The organism is Klebsiella sp. YJ (genome assembly GCF_002108615.1).
GTDB classification, from domain to species: domain Bacteria; phylum Pseudomonadota; class Gammaproteobacteria; order Enterobacterales; family Enterobacteriaceae; genus Klebsiella; species Klebsiella planticola.
The window spans coordinates 121,671-140,670 of record NZ_MTEG01000005.1 but is presented as its reverse complement, the minus strand read 5'-3'; the positions used below and the strand labels follow the sequence as shown (position 1 = coordinate 140,670).

The window sequence follows — 19,000 nt, the reverse complement described above, 5'->3', positions numbered from 1 at the left end:
CAACATTAATTTACATTAGATTTTTTTCATTAACATTAAATGCCCTTTTATGCGGAATAACCTTGCATACAAACCGGATTTAGTGTTGTTGAATCGTGTCCGTTTCTGGTGTAAATCAAAATTACCCGTCTATTTTGACAGGATTTAGCCTCGATTCCTCCCCCTAAGGAGGGGTATTTTTTTGATCTGTGACACGGTTTTGTTAATTAAACCTATAAAACAGCAACAATCCAGCCGGTTTTTTAACATTAGCATGAAGTATTGAAAGTGCAGGGAAAAGTCGGGGAGTGAGCGCCGCATTGAATGTAACCAACTGATAAACATACAAATAAAACAATAAAATATTAAAAACCCCTGTAAAATAAGAAAAAAAAGAACCGCAAGGCATAATTCAGACCTTTGCGGCTCATTTTTACACTTACAATTTGTTACCAGCTTTTTGTGATCTGTGTAACTAATTCCACTCAGGAAATGAGGGAATTATCTCCCCCTTCCGGGGTAAGCGCAGGCTCAGATGACCAGGGGGTATAATCCTGGGTCAGCGACTGGAAAATAGCCTGCGCCGACTCGCTTATCCTGTGCGCATTACAGCTCAGCACATATTGCGTATCCGGCAGAACAGGAAGCCCCTCATTCTTGCCGACAACCCGTAGCTCGGGACTCATCATTTCTACCGGACGGGCGGTCACACCCAGCCCTGCTTTTACCGCCGCTTTGACGCCCGCAAGCGTCGAGGCGGAATGGGCCAGATGCCACGGCGCACTGGCGGCATTCAGCGCGGCAATGATGTCCTCACGGAACGGGCCTGGCTCTTCCAGCAGGATCAGCGGGATCGACTCCTCACGCGGCAACACATAATCAGCAGCGCAGTACCATAGCGTTGGCGAAGTGCGTAGGATCAGCGTATCGAAATCCGCGGCCTGGTGAGTCGTCAGCGCGAGATCAATCGCCCCGCTCGCCAGCCTGTCCACCGCTTCAGCATGATTAAGAACCTTAATTTCCAGCGTCAGTTTCGGGTAGAAACTGCCGATCCGGTTCAACAAAAACGGCAAAATAGTCTCGGCCGTTTCATCAGATGCGCCAATGGTTAAGATCCCTTGCAGGCCGCTGAACATCAGCGACATACAGGCTTCATCATTAAAACGCAGGATTTTGCGTGCGTAGCCCAGCAGTTGAATACCCTGCTCAGTCAGCAATTTATTGCGCCCATGGCGGGCAAAGAGCTCTTTTCCGACCAGCTGTTCCAGACGTTGCATCTGTTGACTTACCGCAGACTGAGTTCGGCATACCGCTGCTGCGGCAGCGGCAAACGTATTCAGATCGGCGACGGCAACGAATGTTCTCAGCAGATCGAGGTCGAGATTCAGTATCGGACGATTTGCATTTATCATATTTCTTCACTTACAGGTGGCGAATGCGGACCTGCCTTATTGACGCTGTGCTCCAGGTTTCCGGCTAATCCTTGAGCCTTGTGCCATTCACAAACGGAATGTGCAGCTGGATGAACGTTATTGCATGTGAAAGTACTCGCCCGCGACAAGTGCGCGAAACGTCTGAGTCATATATTGTTCGTAGTTCTACGCTTTCTATTACACCGTTTTGATTTCTGTGACGGCCTTCAAAAAAAGGCGTCTACGGCAAGTGATGTTGCCATCAGCATCCCGGCACATCCATTGTAAAAAGCGAAAAAATCAAACAAAAAAAAGCCTGCAATAACAATATATTAATAACTTAACCTGCCAAAAAACAGGTTCTTAATCGATATTAACGCCGGTATCCTAACCGAAAACGGAATTCTTTATAAGGTCTAATCATTATTATTAAAGCCAATTTTAAATTTTTTTTCATGACTTTAATTTAATTAACAAAAAGAAAATTCCAGATTGCGAAAAAATAAAAGCTTTTTAATTAATTAAATATTCTTATTAAGCATATTTAACATTACCGTTACAGCCACCACGTTCTACCCGTTATACGCCTTTTCATACCCACCTGCGTGCCATGCGCAAAAAATAACCTCCGGCACTACGCTCAGGACATCGAACCATATAAATGTTCACAAAACAGCGAATACAACACAATTATTGACCATTAAAATACCACTTATAGGCATATTCTATAAAAGACACAGGTAATCAACAGACAAATCAATTAAACCAAAAAAAACACATAAGCAAAATCTTCTCCTGCTAACCCTTCAAAACCTCGGGGATGAAGAGTACATTGTTCCGTGCTGACTTCCACGGCAGGGAGTGGCGATAACAGCTAAAAGGTCAAAGATTCATGTCCCCTATCGAAAAATCCAGCAAGTTAGATAACGTCTGTTACGACATCCGTGGCCCGGTTCTGAAAGAGGCAAAACGCCTTGAAGAAGAAGGCAATAAAGTCCTGAAACTGAACATCGGCAACCCGGCGCCGTTTGGCTTTGACGCCCCTGACGAGATCCTTGTTGATGTTATTCGCAATCTGCCTACCGCCCAGGGTTATTGTGACTCTAAAGGCCTTTACTCGGCGCGTAAGGCTATCATGCAACACTATCAGGCGCGCGGTATGCGCGATGTGACGGTCGAAGATATTTATATCGGTAACGGCGTCTCAGAACTGATTGTTCAGGCCATGCAGGCGCTGCTGAACAGCGGCGATGAAATGCTGGTTCCGGCACCGGATTATCCGCTGTGGACAGCCGCCGTCTCGCTCTCCAGCGGCAAAGCGGTGCACTATCTGTGCGATGAATCTGCCGACTGGTTCCCGGACCTCGACGACATCCGCGCTAAAATCACCCCGCGCACCCGCGGCATCGTGATTATTAACCCGAACAACCCAACCGGGGCGGTGTACTCGAAAGAGCTGCTGATGGAGATCGTTGAGATTGCCCGCCAGCACAACCTGATCATCTTCGCCGATGAGATCTACGACAAGATCCTCTACGACGAAGCCCAACACCATTCGATCGCCGCACTGGCTCCCGACCTGCTGACGGTGACCTTTAACGGCCTGTCCAAAACCTACCGCGTTGCCGGTTTTCGCCAGGGCTGGATGGTACTGAACGGACCGAAGAAACACGCAAAAGGTTATATCGAAGGTCTGGAGATGCTGGCCTCTATGCGACTGTGCGCTAACGTACCGGCGCAGCACGCGATTCAAACCGCATTAGGCGGCTATCAAAGCATCAGCGAGTTTATCGTTCCCGGCGGCAGACTGTACGAACAGCGCAACCGCGCCTGGGAGTTGATCAACGAGATCCCCGGCGTTTCCTGCGTGAAGCCGAAAGGCGCGCTGTACATGTTCCCGAAGATCGACGCGAAGCGCTTTAATATTCACGATGACCAGAAAATGGTGCTCGACTTCCTGCTGCAGGAGAAAGTCCTGCTGGTTCAGGGAAGCGCCTTTAACTGGCCGTGGCCGGATCATGTGCGTATTGTCACCCTCCCGCGTGAGGACGATCTGGAAATGGCGATTTCTCGCTTTGGTCGCTTCCTCTCCGGCTATCACCAGCTCGGATAAACATTGCCCGGCCGCCGGTATTTGCATCCGGCGGCAATCCCTGCGCACAATAGGACCCGATGTTGTCACTGATTAAGGGTTGCTATGAGTCAGAGTCATTTCTTTGCCCACCTCTCTCGCCTGAAGTTAATTAACCGCTGGCCGCTGATGCGTAATGTACGCACCGAAAACGTCTCCGAACACAGTCTGCAGGTGGCGATGGTTGCCCACGCGCTGGCGGCGATCAAAAACCGGATGTTTGGTGGCAAGGTTAACGCCGAACGAATCGCCCTGTTGGCGATGTACCACGATGCATCGGAAGTGTTAACCGGCGATCTGCCGACTCCAGTCAAATATTTCAACTCGCAGATTGCGCAAGAATATAAAGCCATCGAGAAGATTGCCCAGCAGAAGCTTATCGACATGGTTCCTGACGAACTACGCGATATCTTTGAACCGCTGATCGACGAGCATCGCTATAGCGAAGATGAGCAATCGATCGTCAAGCAGGCCGACGCGCTCTGCGCCTACCTGAAATGCCTGGAAGAGCTGTCTGCCGGCAACAACGAGTTTCTGCTGGCCAAGGGCCGGCTTGAGAAAACGCTGGAATCCCGGCGCAGCGAGGAGATGGACTACTTTATGCAGGTCTTCGTCCCGAGCTTCCAGCTGTCGCTGGATGAAATCAGCCAGGATTCCCCGCTGTAAATGTACTGTGCCCCGGCCTGCGCTATGCGTATCAGACCGGGGCTGCGCCGTGGCGGTTAAAACGGAAACAGTATCGGCACGAGCAGCACGCAAACCACCATCACCAACACGGTGAACGGCACGCCAATCTTCACAAAATCGCTGAAGGTATATTTTCCCGGTCCCAGCACCAGCGTATTTACCGGTGAAGAGACCGGCGTCATAAAGGCCGCCGAAGCCGCCATCGCCACCACCATGGCAAAAGGATAAGGCGAGACGTCCATTGATTTCGCCGCCGCCAGGGCTATCGGCGCCATCAGTACCGCCGTGGCGGTGTTGGAAATAAACAGACCGATAGTGGCGCACATCACGAACAAACAGCCCAGCATCACGTAAGGGCCTTTGCTGCCGGCGACATCCATCAACCCTTCCACCACCAAATCGACGCCGCCGGTTTTTTGCAACGCCAGTGCAAAGGGCATCATCCCGACGATTAATATAATGCTTGGCCAGTGAATCGCTTTATAAGCGCTCTCAGCATTAATACAGCGGAACTTACCCATCAGCAGGCAGGCGATAATCGCCGCTATCGGGTTGGGGATCTCGTCGGTGAGCATCAGGGCGACCATCAGTACCAGGCAAAAGATGGCGTGCGGCGCCTGGCTGTGCGCGGGAGAAGCGTCATTTACTTCAACCGGCATGTTGAGGACCACAAAATCGCGACCGCGTTTCGCCAGCTGGCCGATGTGCCGCCAGTCCCCCACCACCAGCATAATATCGCCCAGTTGAAGCGACTCATCGACCACTGACCCATCAAGGGCTTTACCATCGCGCTTCAGGCCAACGATATTGAGGCCAAAGCGGGTACGAAAACCGATTTCGCGCACCGTTTTGCCGATCAGCTCTGAGTCGGGAATCAAAGATACCTCCGCCATGCCGACATCCAGCGCCTGGTCAGCGAAATATTCGCCGCGCAGCACCATTGGTTCGAGCATTTGCTCGCCGCAGAACTGGCGTAAATCAACGTCTGACGCCGACATGTCGATCAGCAGCACGTCGCGGGCGCGAAACTCGGACACACCGTTCACGTTGACGATAACCCGGCGAAAACGGCGCCAGCGCTCTACGCCGATCACGTTGGCGCAGTAACGTTCACGCAGCTTGAGGTCATCAAGCCGCTGGCCGATCATGGGAGAACCCGGACGAATGGCCAGACGGCGGGCCCGGCCGGTCAAGTGGTACTCTTTGATTAAATCGCGAAAGGTGCTCCTTTTGCGCCCGTCCCGCGCATGGTCGCTCTCCCCGCCTCTGAGCATAAAGCGCACCGCCAGCATATAGACGACGCCCAGCAGCAGCACCACCAGGCCAATCGGCGTGACGCTAAAGAAGCTGAATCCATGTAGCCCTTCACGTAACAGTTCACTGTTCACCACCAGGTTCGGCGGCGTAGCGACCAGCGTCATCATCCCACTGATGAGCCCGGCAAAGCTAAGCGGCATCATCAGGCGCGATGGCGACGTATTCATCCGCATGGAGACGCTGAGCACAACCGGAATAAAGATAGCGACCACGCCGGTCGAGCTCATAAAGGCGCCCAGTCCGGCGACGGTCAGCATCAGAAAGACCAGCATTTTTGTTTCGCTGTTGCCGGCCACGCTCACCAGCCAACTGCCGACATTGGTAGCCACCCCGGTACGGACCAGACCATCGCCGATAATAAACAGCGCCGCAATCAGGATCACGTTCGGATCGCTAAAACCCGAGAACGCTTCGCTGAGCGTCAGCGTATCGCTGAGGACAAAGGCGACTATCACCAGCAGCGCAATCGCGTCCATGCGCACTTTCCCGCTGGCAAAGAGCACGACCGCGACGGCAAGAAGAGACAACACCCAAATCAGTTCACCGTTCACAACTTATCCTTGTCTGAAGATGGAGCCGGAATTTTTGCATAAAAAAGCCCCGGCCATGCGGGGCTACATCATGAGATCACGCTTTAAGAGCGACATTCACCCTACCGTCCGCCAGCTTCTCAACCGCCAGACTTTCAAGGCTGGTCAGCACAAAATCAGCTTCATTGAGACGGGGCGCATCCGCCGGCATATTCACGGCGATGGTATGACACCCGGCGGCCAGACCGGAAAGTAGCCCGGCAGGCGCATCCTCCACCACGACGCACTCCTGCGGCGCCAGTCCCAGCAGTTCCGCTCCGAGCAGGTAGGCATCCGGCGCCGGTTTACCATGCTTCACGCGCTCCGCGGTGACGAAGACTTTGGCCTCAGGCAGCCCCGCGGCGCGATGGCGGGCGTGAGCAACGGGCACCGAACCAGAGGTGACGATGGCCCACGGGATCCCCGCCTCATCCAGAGTGGTCAGCAGCGCCACCGCCCCCGGCAGCGCCGTGATGCCATCGGTATCCGCCGCTTCCACCGCTTCAAGACAGGTGAACTCCGCCTGAATTTCCTCTTCACTGCGCCCCGCTAAAAAATGGCGTAAAGAGGTTATCGCCTGCTTGCCATGAATGAAGTTCAGCACCTCATCGTGCGGGATGTCGAAACGATCCGCCCATTTGCACCACGAGCGCTCCACTACGGGTAATGAATCGACTAACGTCCCGTCAAGATCAAACAGGAAACCTTTACACTGCACGGAAACCTCCATCAGGCATTAATAATTTGATTAATTTCGTTGCTGCTTAAATGGTACTGACGCGGGCAAGCGTGCCAGGCGTTGAGCATCCGCTGGTATTTATCCCACATCGGTGTCTGTGAGTTAAAGCCATGGGTGCCGGCGTCAAAGTGGCTGTAGCGTCCCTCAACGTTGACGATAAAGCGAACGTAGCCGAGGAAGCGCGCTTCGGTTGCGACATCAAATCCGAGGAAAGTGACCCGGCGTTCGTCGATTTCACTTGCGTCCTTCAGGTTCGTCCAGGAGACATGCAGCGCATGATACATTTCCATAATATCAATGATGGTACGGCAGGTTTCTTCCGTTAGCTGGCCAAACTCGCGATCCAGTTCGCGCATTTGCAATCCGTATCCACGCTCAATGATGGTCTGTAGACGGCGGTAACGTTCAGCGTTGTCCGGGTCGAGCATCGTCATCATCTTGTACTGATTAGATAAAATCAGACGCTGCGCATTGGTCATTTCCATTTTTTGACTCCTGTAGCACTTTACGGCGTGAAAAAAGAAGGCGCATTAATCATGCGCCTTCTTTTATATGCGTTTTCCTTAGTGAATTACAAATCATCAAGGAAAGTTTTATCCAGTTGTTTGAAGGCGCGCTTAAGCGTGTCAGCTAATGCCTGATAATCCGGCTTACCGTCGACAGGCGCCAGCGCCTGTCCTGCCTCCTGCAATTTGCCACGCACTTCATAAAACCAGTTCAGTACCGACGGCGGCAGCGGCGTCACCGAACGTTTACCCAGCCACCATAATCCCTGCATCGGCAAACTTAAGGCAAATAGCGCAGTCGCCACCGCCGGACCAAGCTGCCCACCCAGCGCGATTTGCCAGCACAGCGTAAAGACCGCGATCGGCGGCATGATGCGGATAGCGTAACGGGTGGCGCGAATAATGCGGTTTTCAATAAATACCGGGGCGAGGCGTTTGTCCAAAGGCCAGGTCTTTGCGTAGTGCTGCCCGCGGCGGAACAAGCTAAAGAAGCTGACGGGACGATTATCGGGGGTCGACATGGCTTTACCTCAACTTTACATATAAAACTTAAAAAATTCGTGCAAAACACCAACTGTGCATGACAACGTTCAAAACATTTTGGCAATGGCTGCGGCAATCAGGTATCCTGTGCCCGCCTGAAAGGGCGATAGACCCTTTGACCAGGTTAGTCAAATTATCGCACATTCTGCCATTGGCTGAAAATTATCCAAAATGGCATAAAATCAAATGTACTTCTCCCATCGTGCCCGAAAACAGAACAAGGCATGATGTTAATCATAAATGTCGTTGTCATCCTGCGCTACGCTTTGTGACACACTGACGTTTTTTTAGCCACGTATCATAAAAGGTACTTCCATGTCGAGTAAGTTAGTACTGGTTCTGAACTGCGGTAGCTCCTCACTGAAATTTGCTATCCTTGATGCCGTAAACGGTGACGAATATCTGTCTGGTTTGGCCGAATGTTTCCATCTTCCTGAAGCACGTATTAAGTGGAAAATGGACGGCAGCAAACACGAAGCAGATTTAGGCGCTGGCGCCGCTCACAGTGAAGCGCTTAACTTTATCGTTAACACTATTCTGGCACAAAAACCAGAACTGTCTGCTCAGCTGACCGCAATCGGCCACCGTATTGTTCACGGTGGTGAAAAATACACCAGTTCCGTGGTCATTGATGATTCTGTTATCCAGGGCATCAAAGATTCCGCCTCTTTCGCTCCGCTGCACAACCCGGCTCACCTGATCGGTATTGCTGAAGCGCTGAAATCATTCCCGCATCTGAAAGAGAAGAACGTTGCCGTGTTCGACACCGCGTTCCATCAGACAATGCCGGAAGAATCCTATCTGTATGCCCTGCCGTACAGCCTGTACAAAGAGCACGGCGTACGTCGCTATGGCGCACACGGCACCAGCCACTTCTACGTAACTCAGGAAGCGGCTAAGGTCCTGAACAAGCCGGTTGAAGAGCTGAACATCATCACCTGCCATCTGGGCAACGGTGGTTCTGTTTCCGCTATCCGCAACGGTAAATGCGTTGACACCTCTATGGGTCTGACCCCGCTGGAAGGTCTGGTCATGGGTACCCGCTCTGGCGACATCGACCCGGCTATCATCTTCCACCTGCACGACTCCCTGGGCATGAGCGTTGATGCTATCAACAAAATGCTGACCAAAGAGTCTGGCCTGCTGGGTCTGACCGAAGTCACCAGCGACTGCCGTTATGTTGAAGACAACTACACCGATAAAGCCGATGCTAAACGTGCAATGGACGTTTACTGCCATCGTCTGGCCAAGTACATCGGTTCCTACACCGCGCTGATGGACGGTCGTCTGGATGCCGTTATCTTCACCGGTGGTATCGGTGAAAACGCAGCGATGGTTCGTGAACTGTCTCTGGGCAAACTGGGCGTTCTGGGCTTCGAAGTTGATCACGAGCGTAACCTGGCTGCCCGTTTCGGCAAGTCTGGCTTCATCAACAAAGAAGGCACCCGCCCGGCTCTGGTTATCCCGACCAACGAAGAGCTGGTTATCGCGCAAGACGCCAATCGTCTGACTGCCTGATTCCACACCGCCAGCGATAGCCCTGAACCACTCGAGTTGCAGGAAGGCGGCGATGCCGAAAATCCCCAGGAGCGTACAAGTAGTACGTGACTGGGGTAAACCGGGAAAGCCAACGCACATGCTGCTTGAAATATAACGGGAAGCTGGTGGTGCAGTTTTGTATCCCGCCTGATACCGGCGGTAACGAAAGAGGATATATCGTGTCCCGTATAATCATGCTGATCCCGACCGGAACCAGCGTTGGCCTGACCAGCGTCAGCCTCGGTGTTATCCGCGCAATGGAACGCAAAGGCGTTCGTCTGAGCGTCTTTAAACCTATCGCCCAACCGCGCGCTGGCGGCGATGCACCAGATCAGACGACCACCATCGTTCGCGCTAATTCAAGCCTTCCGGCCGCTGAGCCGCTGAAGATGAGCCACGTCGAGTCGCTGCTGTCCGGCAACCAGAAAGACGTGCTGATGGAAGAGATCATCGCCAACTATCACGCCGCGACTCAGGATGCAGAAGTGGTGCTGGTAGAAGGTCTGGTCCCGACCCGTAAACACCAGTTTGCTCAGTCTCTGAACTTCGAAATCGCCAAAACGCTGAACGCGGAAATCGTCTTCGTGATGTCTCAGGGTACCGACACCCAGGAACAGCTGAACGAACGTATCGAGCTGACCCGCAATAGCTTCGGCGGCGCGAAAAACACCAACATTACCGGTGTTATCGTCAACAAGCTGAACGCACCGGTTGACGAACAGGGTCGTACCCGTCCCGATCTGTCGGAAATCTTCGATGACTCTTCCAAAGCGAAAGTCGTGAAGATCGATCCGGCTCAGCTGCAGACTGGCAGCGCTCTGCCGGTTCTGGGCGCGGTGCCGTGGAGCTTCGATCTGATCGCAACGCGGGCGATCGATATGGCCCGCCACCTGAATGCCACCATCGTCAACGAAGGCGACATCAACACCCGCCGCGTGAAGTCTGTCACCTTCTGCGCACGCAGCATCCCGCACATGCTGGAACATTTCCGCGCGGGTTCTCTGCTGGTGACTTCCGCAGACCGTCCTGACGTACTGGTCGCCGCCTGCCTCGCCGCCATGAACGGCGTTGAAATCGGCGCGCTGCTGCTGACCGGTGCTTACGAAATGGACGCGCGCGTCAGCAAGCTGTGCGAACGTGCATTCGCAACCGGCCTGCCGGTCTTTATGGTGAACACCAACACCTGGCAGACCTCCCTGAGCCTGCAGAGCTTCAACCTCGAAGTTCCGGTTGACGATCACGAGCGTATCGAGAAAGTTCAGGAATACGTGGCCAGCTATATCAACGCCGACTGGATCGAGTCTCTGACCGCCACCTCCGAGCGTAGCCGTCGCCTGTCTCCTCCGGCCTTCCGTTACCAGCTGACCGAGCTGGCGCGCAAAGCGGGCAAACGTGTGGTTCTGCCGGAAGGCGATGAGCCGCGTACCGTTAAAGCCGCCGCTATCTGTGCAGAGCGCGGTATCGCGACCTGCGTGCTGCTGGGTAACCCGGATGAGATTAACCGCGTTGCCGCCGCTCAGGGCGTAGAACTGGGCGCAGGCATCGAAATCGTCGATCCGGAAGTGGTTCGCGAAAGCTACGTGGCTCGCCTGGTCGAACTGCGTAAGAGCAAAGGCATGACCGAAGCGGTCGCCCGCGAGCAGCTGGAAGACAACGTGGTTCTCGGCACCCTGATGCTGGAACAAGACGAAGTCGACGGCCTGGTGTCCGGCGCGGTACACACCACCGCCAACACCATCCGTCCGCCGCTGCAGCTGATCAAAACGGCGCCGGGCAGCTCCCTCGTCTCTTCCGTGTTCTTCATGCTGCTGCCTGAACAGGTTTACGTTTACGGCGACTGCGCGATCAACCCGGATCCGACCGCAGAACAGCTGGCCGAAATCGCGATTCAGTCCGCGGACTCCGCGATTGCGTTCGGCATTGAGCCGCGCGTGGCGATGCTCTCCTACTCCACCGGGACTTCCGGTGCCGGTAGCGATGTGGAAAAAGTGCGTGAAGCGACCCGTCTGGCACAGGAAAAACGTCCTGACCTGATGATCGACGGCCCGCTGCAGTACGATGCTGCGGTGATGGCTGACGTGGCGAAGTCCAAAGCACCGAACTCGCCGGTTGCCGGCCGTGCGACCGTGTTCATCTTCCCGGATCTGAACACCGGTAACACCACTTACAAAGCCGTACAGCGTTCTGCCGACCTGATCTCCATCGGGCCAATGCTGCAGGGTATGCGTAAGCCGGTCAACGACCTGTCTCGTGGCGCGCTGGTAGACGATATCGTCTACACCATCGCTCTGACCGCGATTCAGTCTTCCCAGCAGCAGTAATCTGCTGGATTATCCGCCTGGCGTTTAACGCCGACGGAAAGTAAAAAGGCGACCATCTGGTCGCCTTTTTTATTACAGCAGCTCGCGGGCCGCAGACACAATGTCGTGCGCCGTCAGGCCGTACTCCTTCTGCAGGTAGTCCTGAGTCCCCACCTGGCCATAGCGCTCCTTCACGCCAACCCGGCGCATCGGTACCGGGCAGGTCTCTACCAGCACTTCCGCCACCGCCGATCCCAGTCCGTTGTGGATACTGTGGTTTTCACAGGTCACGATGCGTCCGGTTTTCTCGGCGTAATTTTTTACCAGCATGCGGTCAATGGGCTTCAGGGTAAACATATCGATAACCGCCGCGCTGACCCCCTCCTGCTCAAGCTGACGTGCCGCCTCCAGCGCCTCGGACACCATGATACCGTTCGCAATCAGCGTAATATCATCGCCTTCGCGCAGCACATTTCCCTTGCCGATGGTGAAGGTCGAACCCGGCGCATAGACGCTCGGCGCCTGCTTACGGATGGTTCGTACCCAGTAGAACCCCTCGAGATCGATCAGCTGACGCAGAATATCCTCAAACATCGTCGCATCGGTGACTTCCAGCACCACCGAATGCGCTAATCCGCGGACAATGCCCATATCTTCAAACGACATATGGGTACCGCCGTTATGGCAAGCGGTCACCCCGGCATCCGAGGCGATGACCTTGACGTTATTGCGCTGATAATCCAGGGACATAAACAGCTGATCGAAACAACGACGGCTGGCGAAGGCGGTAAAGGTATGCACAAACGGCTTGCGTCCGGTCAGCGACAGGCCCGCGGCAGTGCCAATCACATTGGCCTCCATGATGCCGCAGTTGATGACATGCTGCGGGTATTTCCGCGCAACGCTGTCCATCGCCATAGAACTCATCAGGTCCGCTTCAAGGGCAATAATCGACGTCCCCTTTTCCACCTGCTGTGAGACGAAACCGGCGTAGATTTTACGCATTTCTACGGCATCTTTTTGTCCTGCGGGTGCAACCTTAATCATGCTCGGCCTCCAGTTGGCGAATCGTCTCGTTGAGCGCTTCTGTCATTTCATCGGTCAGGCGCAGGTGATGGGAGTTGCTGAGCTGCTCCAGATACGGCACGCCCTGCCCTTTAATACTGTCGAGGATCACCACTCGCGGACGGGCATCTGCCGCCGGCCGCGGAGAGACCGTTTCAAGCAGCCGCGGTATGTCGTCCCCTTTTACCGTGACCACATCAAAACCAAAGGCGCGGAACTTACCCTCCAGATCAAAGGCACAGATAATCTCGTCCAGTTCGCCGTCAAGCTGCTGTTTATTCCAGTCGACAAATATCGTCAGGTTAGTTAAACGATGATGGGCAATAAACTGGAACGCCTCCCAGCACTGGCCTTCATTGAGTTCGCCATCGCCGACGATGCAGAACACCCGGTTAGCGCGCCCCGCCAGCTTATGCGATAACGCCATTCCGCCGGCAATGGAAATCCCCTGTCCCAGCGAACCGGTGGTGGCATCCACGCCGCGGGTCTTCAGCCGATCGGGATGGCTGGGCAAGCGGGTGCCGTTATGATTCAACGTGCTGAGCTCCTCGATCGGAAAGTAGCCCTTGATAGCTAAAGTGCTGTACAGCGCCGGGCCGGCGTGGCCTTTCGACAGCACAAAGTAATCACGTTCCGGCCAGTCGGGATCCGCCGGGTCAATGTTCATCACCGCGCCATACAGTACGGCGAGCGTCTCCACCACAGACATGCTGCCGCCGTAGTGGCCGAAGCCGAGCTGCGTCAACGTTTTAAGCGTGGCAACGCGGATATCGCGCGCCAGCTGAGTCACTTCATTCACATTCATGGTTTCGCTCCGGTGTTTTCCTGCGTGTTACCGCGCGCAGATTTGTTTTTAGCCAGTACGTTGTACGCCACCAGCAGCGCGAACAGCGCCACGACGAGCCCGGTAATGGCAAATGGCGATAAATAGCGCGCGAGATTGCCCAGCACGATGCCGATAGCGCCAAAGTCAGCATCGGAGAAGGTGGTGTTGGCAAAACCGATAGCGCCTAATACCGGCAACAGCAGCACCGGCAGGAAAGTAATCAGCAGGCCATTGGCGAACGCGCCAATCATCGCCCCGCGGCGCCCGCCGGTAGCATTGCCAAACACCCCAGAGGTCGCGCCGGTAAAGAAGTGCGGCACCACGCCGGGGAGGATCAACACCAGCTTCATCTGTCCGAGCAGGAACAGCCCCACCAGTCCCCCGAGGAAGCTGAACAGGAAGCCAATCAGTACCGCGTTAGGCGCATAGGGATAGACGACCGGGCAATCCAGCGCCGGACGGGCATTCGGCACCAGTTTTTCCGAGAAGCCGGTAAACGCCGGAACGATCTCCGCCAGAATAAGACGCACGCCCTGCAGAATGATGAACACGCCGGCAGCAAAGGTGATGGCCATAATAATGGCGTACACCAGGTAGTTCTGACCGCCGCTGAAGGTGCTTTCGACATACTCTCGCCCGGCGCTCACCGCCATTATCAGATAGATAATCATCATGGTCAGGGAGATAGAGATTGAGCTGTCGCGCAGGAAGCTTAAATTCTTCGGCAGGTTCATCTCTTCGGTAGAACGCGAGCCTTTGCCGCACAGGCTGCCAATCCAGCCGGCGAGGACATATCCCAGGGTGCCGAAGTGGCCAAACGCAATATCGTCGGTACCGGTAATCCGCTTCATATAGCGCTGCGCCAGCGCCGGGAAGAAGGCCATCACCAGGCCTAAAATCAGCGAGCCGGTGAACACCAGGCCGATGCCATCAAAGCCGGCCACGGTGAGGATCACGCCGATCATGCAGGCCATATAGAAGGTGTGATGCCCGGTCAGGAAGATATATTTCAGGCGCGTAAAACGGGCGACAATAATATTGGCTACCATGCCAAAAGCCATAATTAGTGCCGTCGATGCGCCATATTTCTCCAGCGCAATGGAGACGATGGCTTCATTATTTGGAATAATCCCCTGGATATTAAATGCATGTTCAAACATGCCGCCCAACGGATTTAACGACCCCACCAGCACCGTTGCCCCGCCGCCTAACACAATAAACCCGAGAATGGTTTTAACCGTCCCTTTCACGACGTCGGAAAAAGATTTTTTCTGCGCCACGAGACCAATCAGGGCAATTAATCCCACCAGTACCGATGGGACTTTGAGAATATCAACAACAAAATTCAGCGTCTCAAGGATAAACATATCCGCCTCGCTTAAAATAAGGTTATTGTTTATCGAACCATGCGCGCAGCTGCGCTTCGAGTTCATTAATATCGATGATGTTTTTAATCACCACCAGCTGGCTTTCCGGTACGCTGGCGCTGGCGGCAATATCTTTCGCCATCACGAACAGATCCGCAGCACCGGGGGTCGCCGATGACAGATCGGAATGTTCAACTTCGGCCTCGATAGCGAGTTTTTTCAACACTTTCTTAATATTCATTTCGACCATAAAACTGCTGCCGAGGCCGGAGCCACAAATTGCCATAATTTTCATCATTATCACCTTTTTTAAGTAGAGGGCGTCCGCATTACGCTCGCGCGTAATGTGCGGTGAAATCAGGTTATAAAATTAAATCAGAAACGTGCGATTATTTTTTTAATATCCTCCAGGGTTGTCGCCTGATGTAATTTCCCCATTTCCTCCTCGCTGGAAAATAATTCTGCGAGGGCGGAAATCATCTCAATATGACTATGCTTATCGGGAGCGGCGAGCATCACGATAACATCCACCGGGTCAAACTCTTCAGCGCCAAATGCGACGCCCTCTTCCAGCTTGAGCAGAGACAGCCCTAACCCTTTGGCCCCCTCCTCCGGACGGGCATGCGGCATCGCCAGACCGGGCGCCAGAACATAATACGGCCCCAGCTTTTGATGCTGGTCGACAATGGCGGTGATATATTCAGGGCCGATAACCCCCGTAGCCAGCAGCGGTCTGGCGCAAAGTTCCAGGGCCTGCCGCCAGTCCGCTACGCTTTTCTGCTGCGTAATAGTTGCATCAGAGATCCATTTTTCCAGCATGTTGTCCCCCATCAGTAAGCCCGCGATGAGCAAACTCTATTCAAGCTGACAACAGTTAACTGCGATTACGGTCACAAAGATAGCGCTACCATCGGCTAACATTCAAAATTGTGATAGCGCTATCAATTCGCATTTTACCGAGGAAAACACAGCAAAAAAAAGGATTTAAGGCGTATACTCCGTGAAAGGTGAAATAAAGGATGATGGTAAAAGCATCTGCTCTGCAGGAATTCGTATGTCTCTAACCCGAAAACGGCGTAGTACCGGTAAAGTGACTCTCGCCGACGTTGCCCAGCTTGCCGGCGTGGGAACCATGACCGTTTCACGCGCATTGCGCACCCCTGAACAGGTTTCCGATAAACTGCGCGAAAAAATCGAAGCCGCGGTGCAGGAACTGGGATATATGCCCAATCTTGCCGCCAGCGCACTGGCGTCCGCTTCATCGTGGACCATCGCGATGGTGGTACCTAATCTTGCCGAGGCGGGATGTTCGGCCATGTTTGCCGGTCTGCAGCAGGTATTACAGCCCGCGGGATACCAGATAATGCTTGCGGAATCACAGCACCGCCTGGAACAGGAAGAAAAGCTGCTGGAAACCCTGTTAGCTTCCAATATTGCCGCGGCGATTCTGCTGAGCGTCGAGCACAGCGATACCGTGCGCCACTGGTTAAAAAACGCCTCTATTCCGGTCATGGAAATGGGGGCGATGCGCGCCGACCCGATTGATATGAATATCGGTATCGATAATGTTGCCGCCATGTATGAACTGACGGAAATGGTCATTAAGCGCGGCTATCAGAATATCGGCCTGCTGTGCGCTAACCAGGAGCAGTGGATTTTTCAGCAACACCTGCAGGGGTGGTATAAGGCGCTGCTGCGCCATCATCTGTCGCCCAACAGGGTGATTAACGCCGCCCTGCCACCGAATTTCTCCACCGGTGCCTCCCAGCTGCCGGAATTTTTACTGGCGTGGCCGGAACTGGATGCCCTGGTCTGCGTATCAGATGAGCTAGCCTGCGGGGTGCTATATGAATGCCAGCGGCGACGCATCAAAGTGCCTGACGATCTGGCCGTTGTCGGGTTTGGCAACAGCGATGTGAGCCGGGTGTGCCAGCCGCCGTTAACAACCATGACGGTACCGCACCATAAGATTGGCATTGAGGCCGGGCGGGCGCTGCTGGAACGGCTTAACGATGGTGACTGGAGCGACCGGAAGGCGATCGTCTCCAGTTTATGTCTGCGGGATAGCTGCTAAAGGCTATTCGGCTGCTTCTGGTTTTTCTGGTTTTTCCGGTTTTTCCGCTTTTACCTGGTCATTATTGGCGTTGCGGGTCATCCACAGCGCCAGCGCTTTCAACGAATCCGGGGTGAATTCATCGCAGCGAGCGGTAATCTCTTCCGGCGTCAGCCAGCACACTTCGCTTACTTCCTCTTCCTGCAAGGCAAAGGGGCCGTGCGACACGCAGCTAAACAGGCTCCCCCAGACGCGACAATGCTTATCTTCGTAATAGAACTGGCCATGATCGGCGAACGGCACGCCGGCAATCCCCAGCTCTTCTTCCGCTTCCCGGCGAGCCGAATCCAGCAGCTGCTCATCGGCCTGCACCACGCCACCGGCGGTAGCGTCCAGCATGCCCGGCTGGAAATCTTTGGTCTCGGTACGACGTTGCACCAGGATTTTGCCCATCCCATCGTGAACAACAATATAGGTTGCCCGATGACGCAGGCACTGCGCGCGCATTTGCTCGCGGCTGGACTGCGCTATCACCTCATTGTTTTCATTAACAATGTCTACCCATTCTGTGCTTGCCAAATCGTTCTGTTCCGCCATCAGGAAACCTTACTTTTGAAAGCGCTCTCGCGGCGCGTCTTTACGGTTGGGGGGTAAATTACGGGTTAATTGCAACCTCTGCAATAACCTGATGATCATCAAGTGCTAAAACCTGTAGTCGGTCCCCTTCCATGAGGCCATAGCTGGCGGAAAATCCCCCTTTGGGAATACTGACCGAGCCGGGATTGAAGAGAAAAATAGTGCCGCGCTTCTCGGCTACCGGAATATGAGTATGACCATAAACCAGGACATCGCCAGCGGCGAGAGGAGGCATATTTTCGGGGCTGTACAGATGCCCGTGGGTCAGAAACAGGCGAGTGCGTTCGCTCAGCACCTGCTGCCAGGGTGCAGTGACAGGGAAATCCAGCAGCATCTGATCGACTTCGCTGTCGCAGTTGCCGCGAACGGCGATCACGCGTTGCGCGACGCCGTTGAGCTTCACAGCGACGTCCGCCGGCGCATAGCCTTCGGGTAACGCATTACGCGGCCCATGATTGAGCACATCACCGAGAATAATCAGCCACTGCGCCCCACTTTGCGCGAACCGTTCCAGAACGCGTTCAGTAGCGGGCAGGGAACCATGAATATCCGATGCAAACATCAGCTTCATTTCTTCCGTCTCCACGCATTTCGATGCGCCTATGATAGCGGAACCGCTGCCGCGAATCAGCCCGCGCGTTTAGCTGACAGTGCGACAAAACGCTGCACCGACGCCCGCTGCCACTGGAATGTCGCATAGTCCGCCAGCGGCTCCGGAACCGCATCGCCGTTAAGCACCAGCCGGTTGATCATCAGGGCGAGATCGGTATCGGCAATCGACCACTCACCGAACAGATTATTGCCGCCGTGGGCCAGCAGTTCAGCAGCGGTTTCGAATAATTTTTCCGCGCTTTTGCGGCCCGCGGCGCTAAGCTCCGGTTTCTTTTGCCCACCGAACACCACGTCGGTAGAGCGCTCCTCGCGGATGGGCAGCAGATCGCTGCGTAGCCAGGCTTGCACCTGCCGCGCCCGGGCCCGCTTTTGCAGATCGTGGGGATAGAGCCGCTCCCACTCCGGCGGGGCGAAACGTTCATCCAGATACTCGCTAATCGCGGACGATTCGCTAAGCGCGAACGCCTCCACCTCTAACAACGGCACGCGGCGGGTCACGGTGTAACCTTTCCAGCCAGGCTGCTGATTTTCACCGCTATCGAGATCGATGGTTTTGAGAGTAAATGGCAGGCTTTTTTCCTGCAGGGCAACGTAGACAGACATTACGTACGGCGAGAAAAAGCTCGAATCGGACCACAGGGTAATGGCGGGCTGGCTCATGGCATCCTCAATAAATTATGGGGCGATAAGTCAACATATCCTGTCTTTTAAGGGATGTC

Annotated in this window: 18 protein-coding genes; 5 read left to right on the top strand and 13 right to left on the bottom strand. The window is 54.4% G+C overall.

Features of this window, described 5'->3' with window-relative positions; genetic code table 11:
* Window positions 1–464 precede the first annotated feature (464 nt).
* Window positions 465–1,391 (bottom strand): LysR family transcriptional regulator, encoded by a 927-nt coding sequence (locus tag BV390_RS06560; protein WP_032695476.1) that lies wholly within the window; start codon window positions 1,389–1,391, stop codon window positions 465–467.
* Window positions 1,392–2,283: 892 nt separating this feature from the next.
* On the opposite strand from BV390_RS06560, the gene alaA reads away from it, so the two are divergent.
* Together alaA and yfbR are read left to right on the top strand one after the other, a co-directional pair.
* On the top strand, window positions 2,284–3,504 hold the full coding sequence (gene alaA / locus BV390_RS06555) for an alanine transaminase AlaA (RefSeq protein ID WP_004865108.1): 1,221 nt from the start codon (window positions 2,284–2,286) through the stop codon (window positions 3,502–3,504).
* A gap of 84 nt (window positions 3,505–3,588) precedes the next feature.
* Entirely contained in the window at window positions 3,589–4,188 is a 600-nt protein-coding gene (gene yfbR / locus BV390_RS06550) for a 5'-deoxynucleotidase (RefSeq protein WP_004865109.1), read from the top strand.
* A gap of 56 nt (window positions 4,189–4,244) precedes the next feature.
* Here yfbR and BV390_RS06545 read toward each other — a convergent pair whose 3' ends face one another.
* From BV390_RS06545 to yfbV, 4 genes are all read right to left on the bottom strand, one after another.
* Window positions 4,245–6,077, bottom strand: coding sequence for an SLC13 family permease (locus tag BV390_RS06545; protein ID WP_004865111.1), 1,833 nt, complete (start codon window positions 6,075–6,077; stop codon window positions 4,245–4,247).
* Between the two features lie 76 nt (window positions 6,078–6,153).
* Window positions 6,154–6,813 carry a sugar phosphatase gene (locus tag BV390_RS06540; RefSeq protein ID WP_032695611.1) on the bottom strand — a complete coding sequence of 220 codons (660 nt, stop codon included), beginning with the start codon at window positions 6,811–6,813 and terminating at the stop codon, window positions 6,154–6,156.
* A gap of 11 nt (window positions 6,814–6,824) precedes the next feature.
* Complete coding sequence (locus BV390_RS06535; RefSeq protein WP_004865120.1) at window positions 6,825–7,319, bottom strand: YfbU family protein; 495 nt, start codon at window positions 7,317–7,319, stop codon at window positions 6,825–6,827.
* 86 nt (window positions 7,320–7,405) lie between these two features.
* A complete protein-coding gene (gene yfbV / locus BV390_RS06530) occupies window positions 7,406–7,861 on the bottom strand; it encodes a terminus macrodomain insulation protein YfbV (protein ID WP_004865125.1) in 456 nt (151 codons plus the stop codon).
* Between the two features lie 337 nt (window positions 7,862–8,198).
* On the opposite strand from yfbV, the gene ackA reads away from it, so the two are divergent.
* Together ackA and pta are read left to right on the top strand one after the other, a co-directional pair.
* Window positions 8,199–9,401 (top strand): acetate kinase, encoded by a 1,203-nt coding sequence (gene ackA / locus BV390_RS06525; protein WP_004865128.1) that lies wholly within the window; start codon window positions 8,199–8,201, stop codon window positions 9,399–9,401.
* Window positions 9,402–9,601: 200 nt separating this feature from the next.
* A complete protein-coding gene (gene pta / locus BV390_RS06520; protein ID WP_032686765.1) occupies window positions 9,602–11,743 on the top strand; it encodes a phosphate acetyltransferase in 2,142 nt (713 codons plus the stop codon).
* A 72-nt stretch (window positions 11,744–11,815) separates the two neighbouring features.
* Here pta and BV390_RS06515 read toward each other — a convergent pair whose 3' ends face one another.
* The 5 genes from BV390_RS06515 to BV390_RS06495 all read right to left on the bottom strand — a co-directional run bounded on the left by BV390_RS06515 (window position 11,816) and on the right by BV390_RS06495 (window position 15,799).
* The gene (locus BV390_RS06515; protein ID WP_004865134.1) at window positions 11,816–12,769 is read right to left on the bottom strand and encodes a transketolase family protein; all 954 of its coding nucleotides are present in this window, start codon (window positions 12,767–12,769) and stop codon (window positions 11,816–11,818) included.
* Window positions 12,762–13,592, bottom strand: a complete 831-nt coding sequence (locus tag BV390_RS06510) for a transketolase (RefSeq protein ID WP_004865137.1) — start codon at window positions 13,590–13,592, stop codon at window positions 12,762–12,764. The genes BV390_RS06515 and BV390_RS06510 overlap by 8 nt, the downstream gene beginning before the upstream one ends.
* Window positions 13,589–14,980, bottom strand: a complete 1,392-nt coding sequence (locus BV390_RS06505) for a PTS ascorbate transporter subunit IIC (RefSeq protein WP_032686648.1) — start codon at window positions 14,978–14,980, stop codon at window positions 13,589–13,591. The genes BV390_RS06510 and BV390_RS06505 overlap by 4 nt, the downstream gene beginning before the upstream one ends.
* Before the next feature lie 22 nt (window positions 14,981–15,002).
* Window positions 15,003–15,275 (bottom strand): PTS sugar transporter subunit IIB, encoded by a 273-nt coding sequence (locus tag BV390_RS06500; protein ID WP_004865143.1) that lies wholly within the window; start codon window positions 15,273–15,275, stop codon window positions 15,003–15,005.
* An 80-nt stretch (window positions 15,276–15,355) separates the two neighbouring features.
* Entirely contained in the window at window positions 15,356–15,799 is a 444-nt protein-coding gene (locus BV390_RS06495) for a PTS sugar transporter subunit IIA (protein ID WP_004865146.1), read from the bottom strand.
* A gap of 235 nt (window positions 15,800–16,034) precedes the next feature.
* Between BV390_RS06495 and BV390_RS06490 the strand changes: the two genes are divergently transcribed.
* Window positions 16,035–17,054 (top strand): LacI family DNA-binding transcriptional regulator, encoded by a 1,020-nt coding sequence (locus BV390_RS06490; RefSeq protein WP_004865150.1) that lies wholly within the window; start codon window positions 16,035–16,037, stop codon window positions 17,052–17,054.
* A gap of 3 nt (window positions 17,055–17,057) precedes the next feature.
* Here BV390_RS06490 and yfcD read toward each other — a convergent pair whose 3' ends face one another.
* The 3 genes from yfcD to yfcF are packed head-to-tail and all read right to left on the bottom strand — an operon-like array spanning window position 17,058 to window position 18,941.
* Entirely contained in the window at window positions 17,058–17,630 is a 573-nt protein-coding gene (yfcD, locus tag BV390_RS06485; protein ID WP_004865153.1) for an NUDIX hydrolase YfcD, read from the bottom strand.
* 58 nt (window positions 17,631–17,688) lie between these two features.
* Window positions 17,689–18,240: a phosphodiesterase gene (gene yfcE, locus BV390_RS06480; protein ID WP_004865155.1), complete on the bottom strand. Its 552-nt coding sequence runs from the start codon at window positions 18,238–18,240 to the stop codon at window positions 17,689–17,691.
* Between the two features lie 56 nt (window positions 18,241–18,296).
* Complete coding sequence (gene yfcF / locus BV390_RS06475; protein ID WP_032686644.1) at window positions 18,297–18,941, bottom strand: glutathione transferase; 645 nt, start codon at window positions 18,939–18,941, stop codon at window positions 18,297–18,299.
* Window positions 18,942–19,000: the final 59 nt, after the last annotated feature.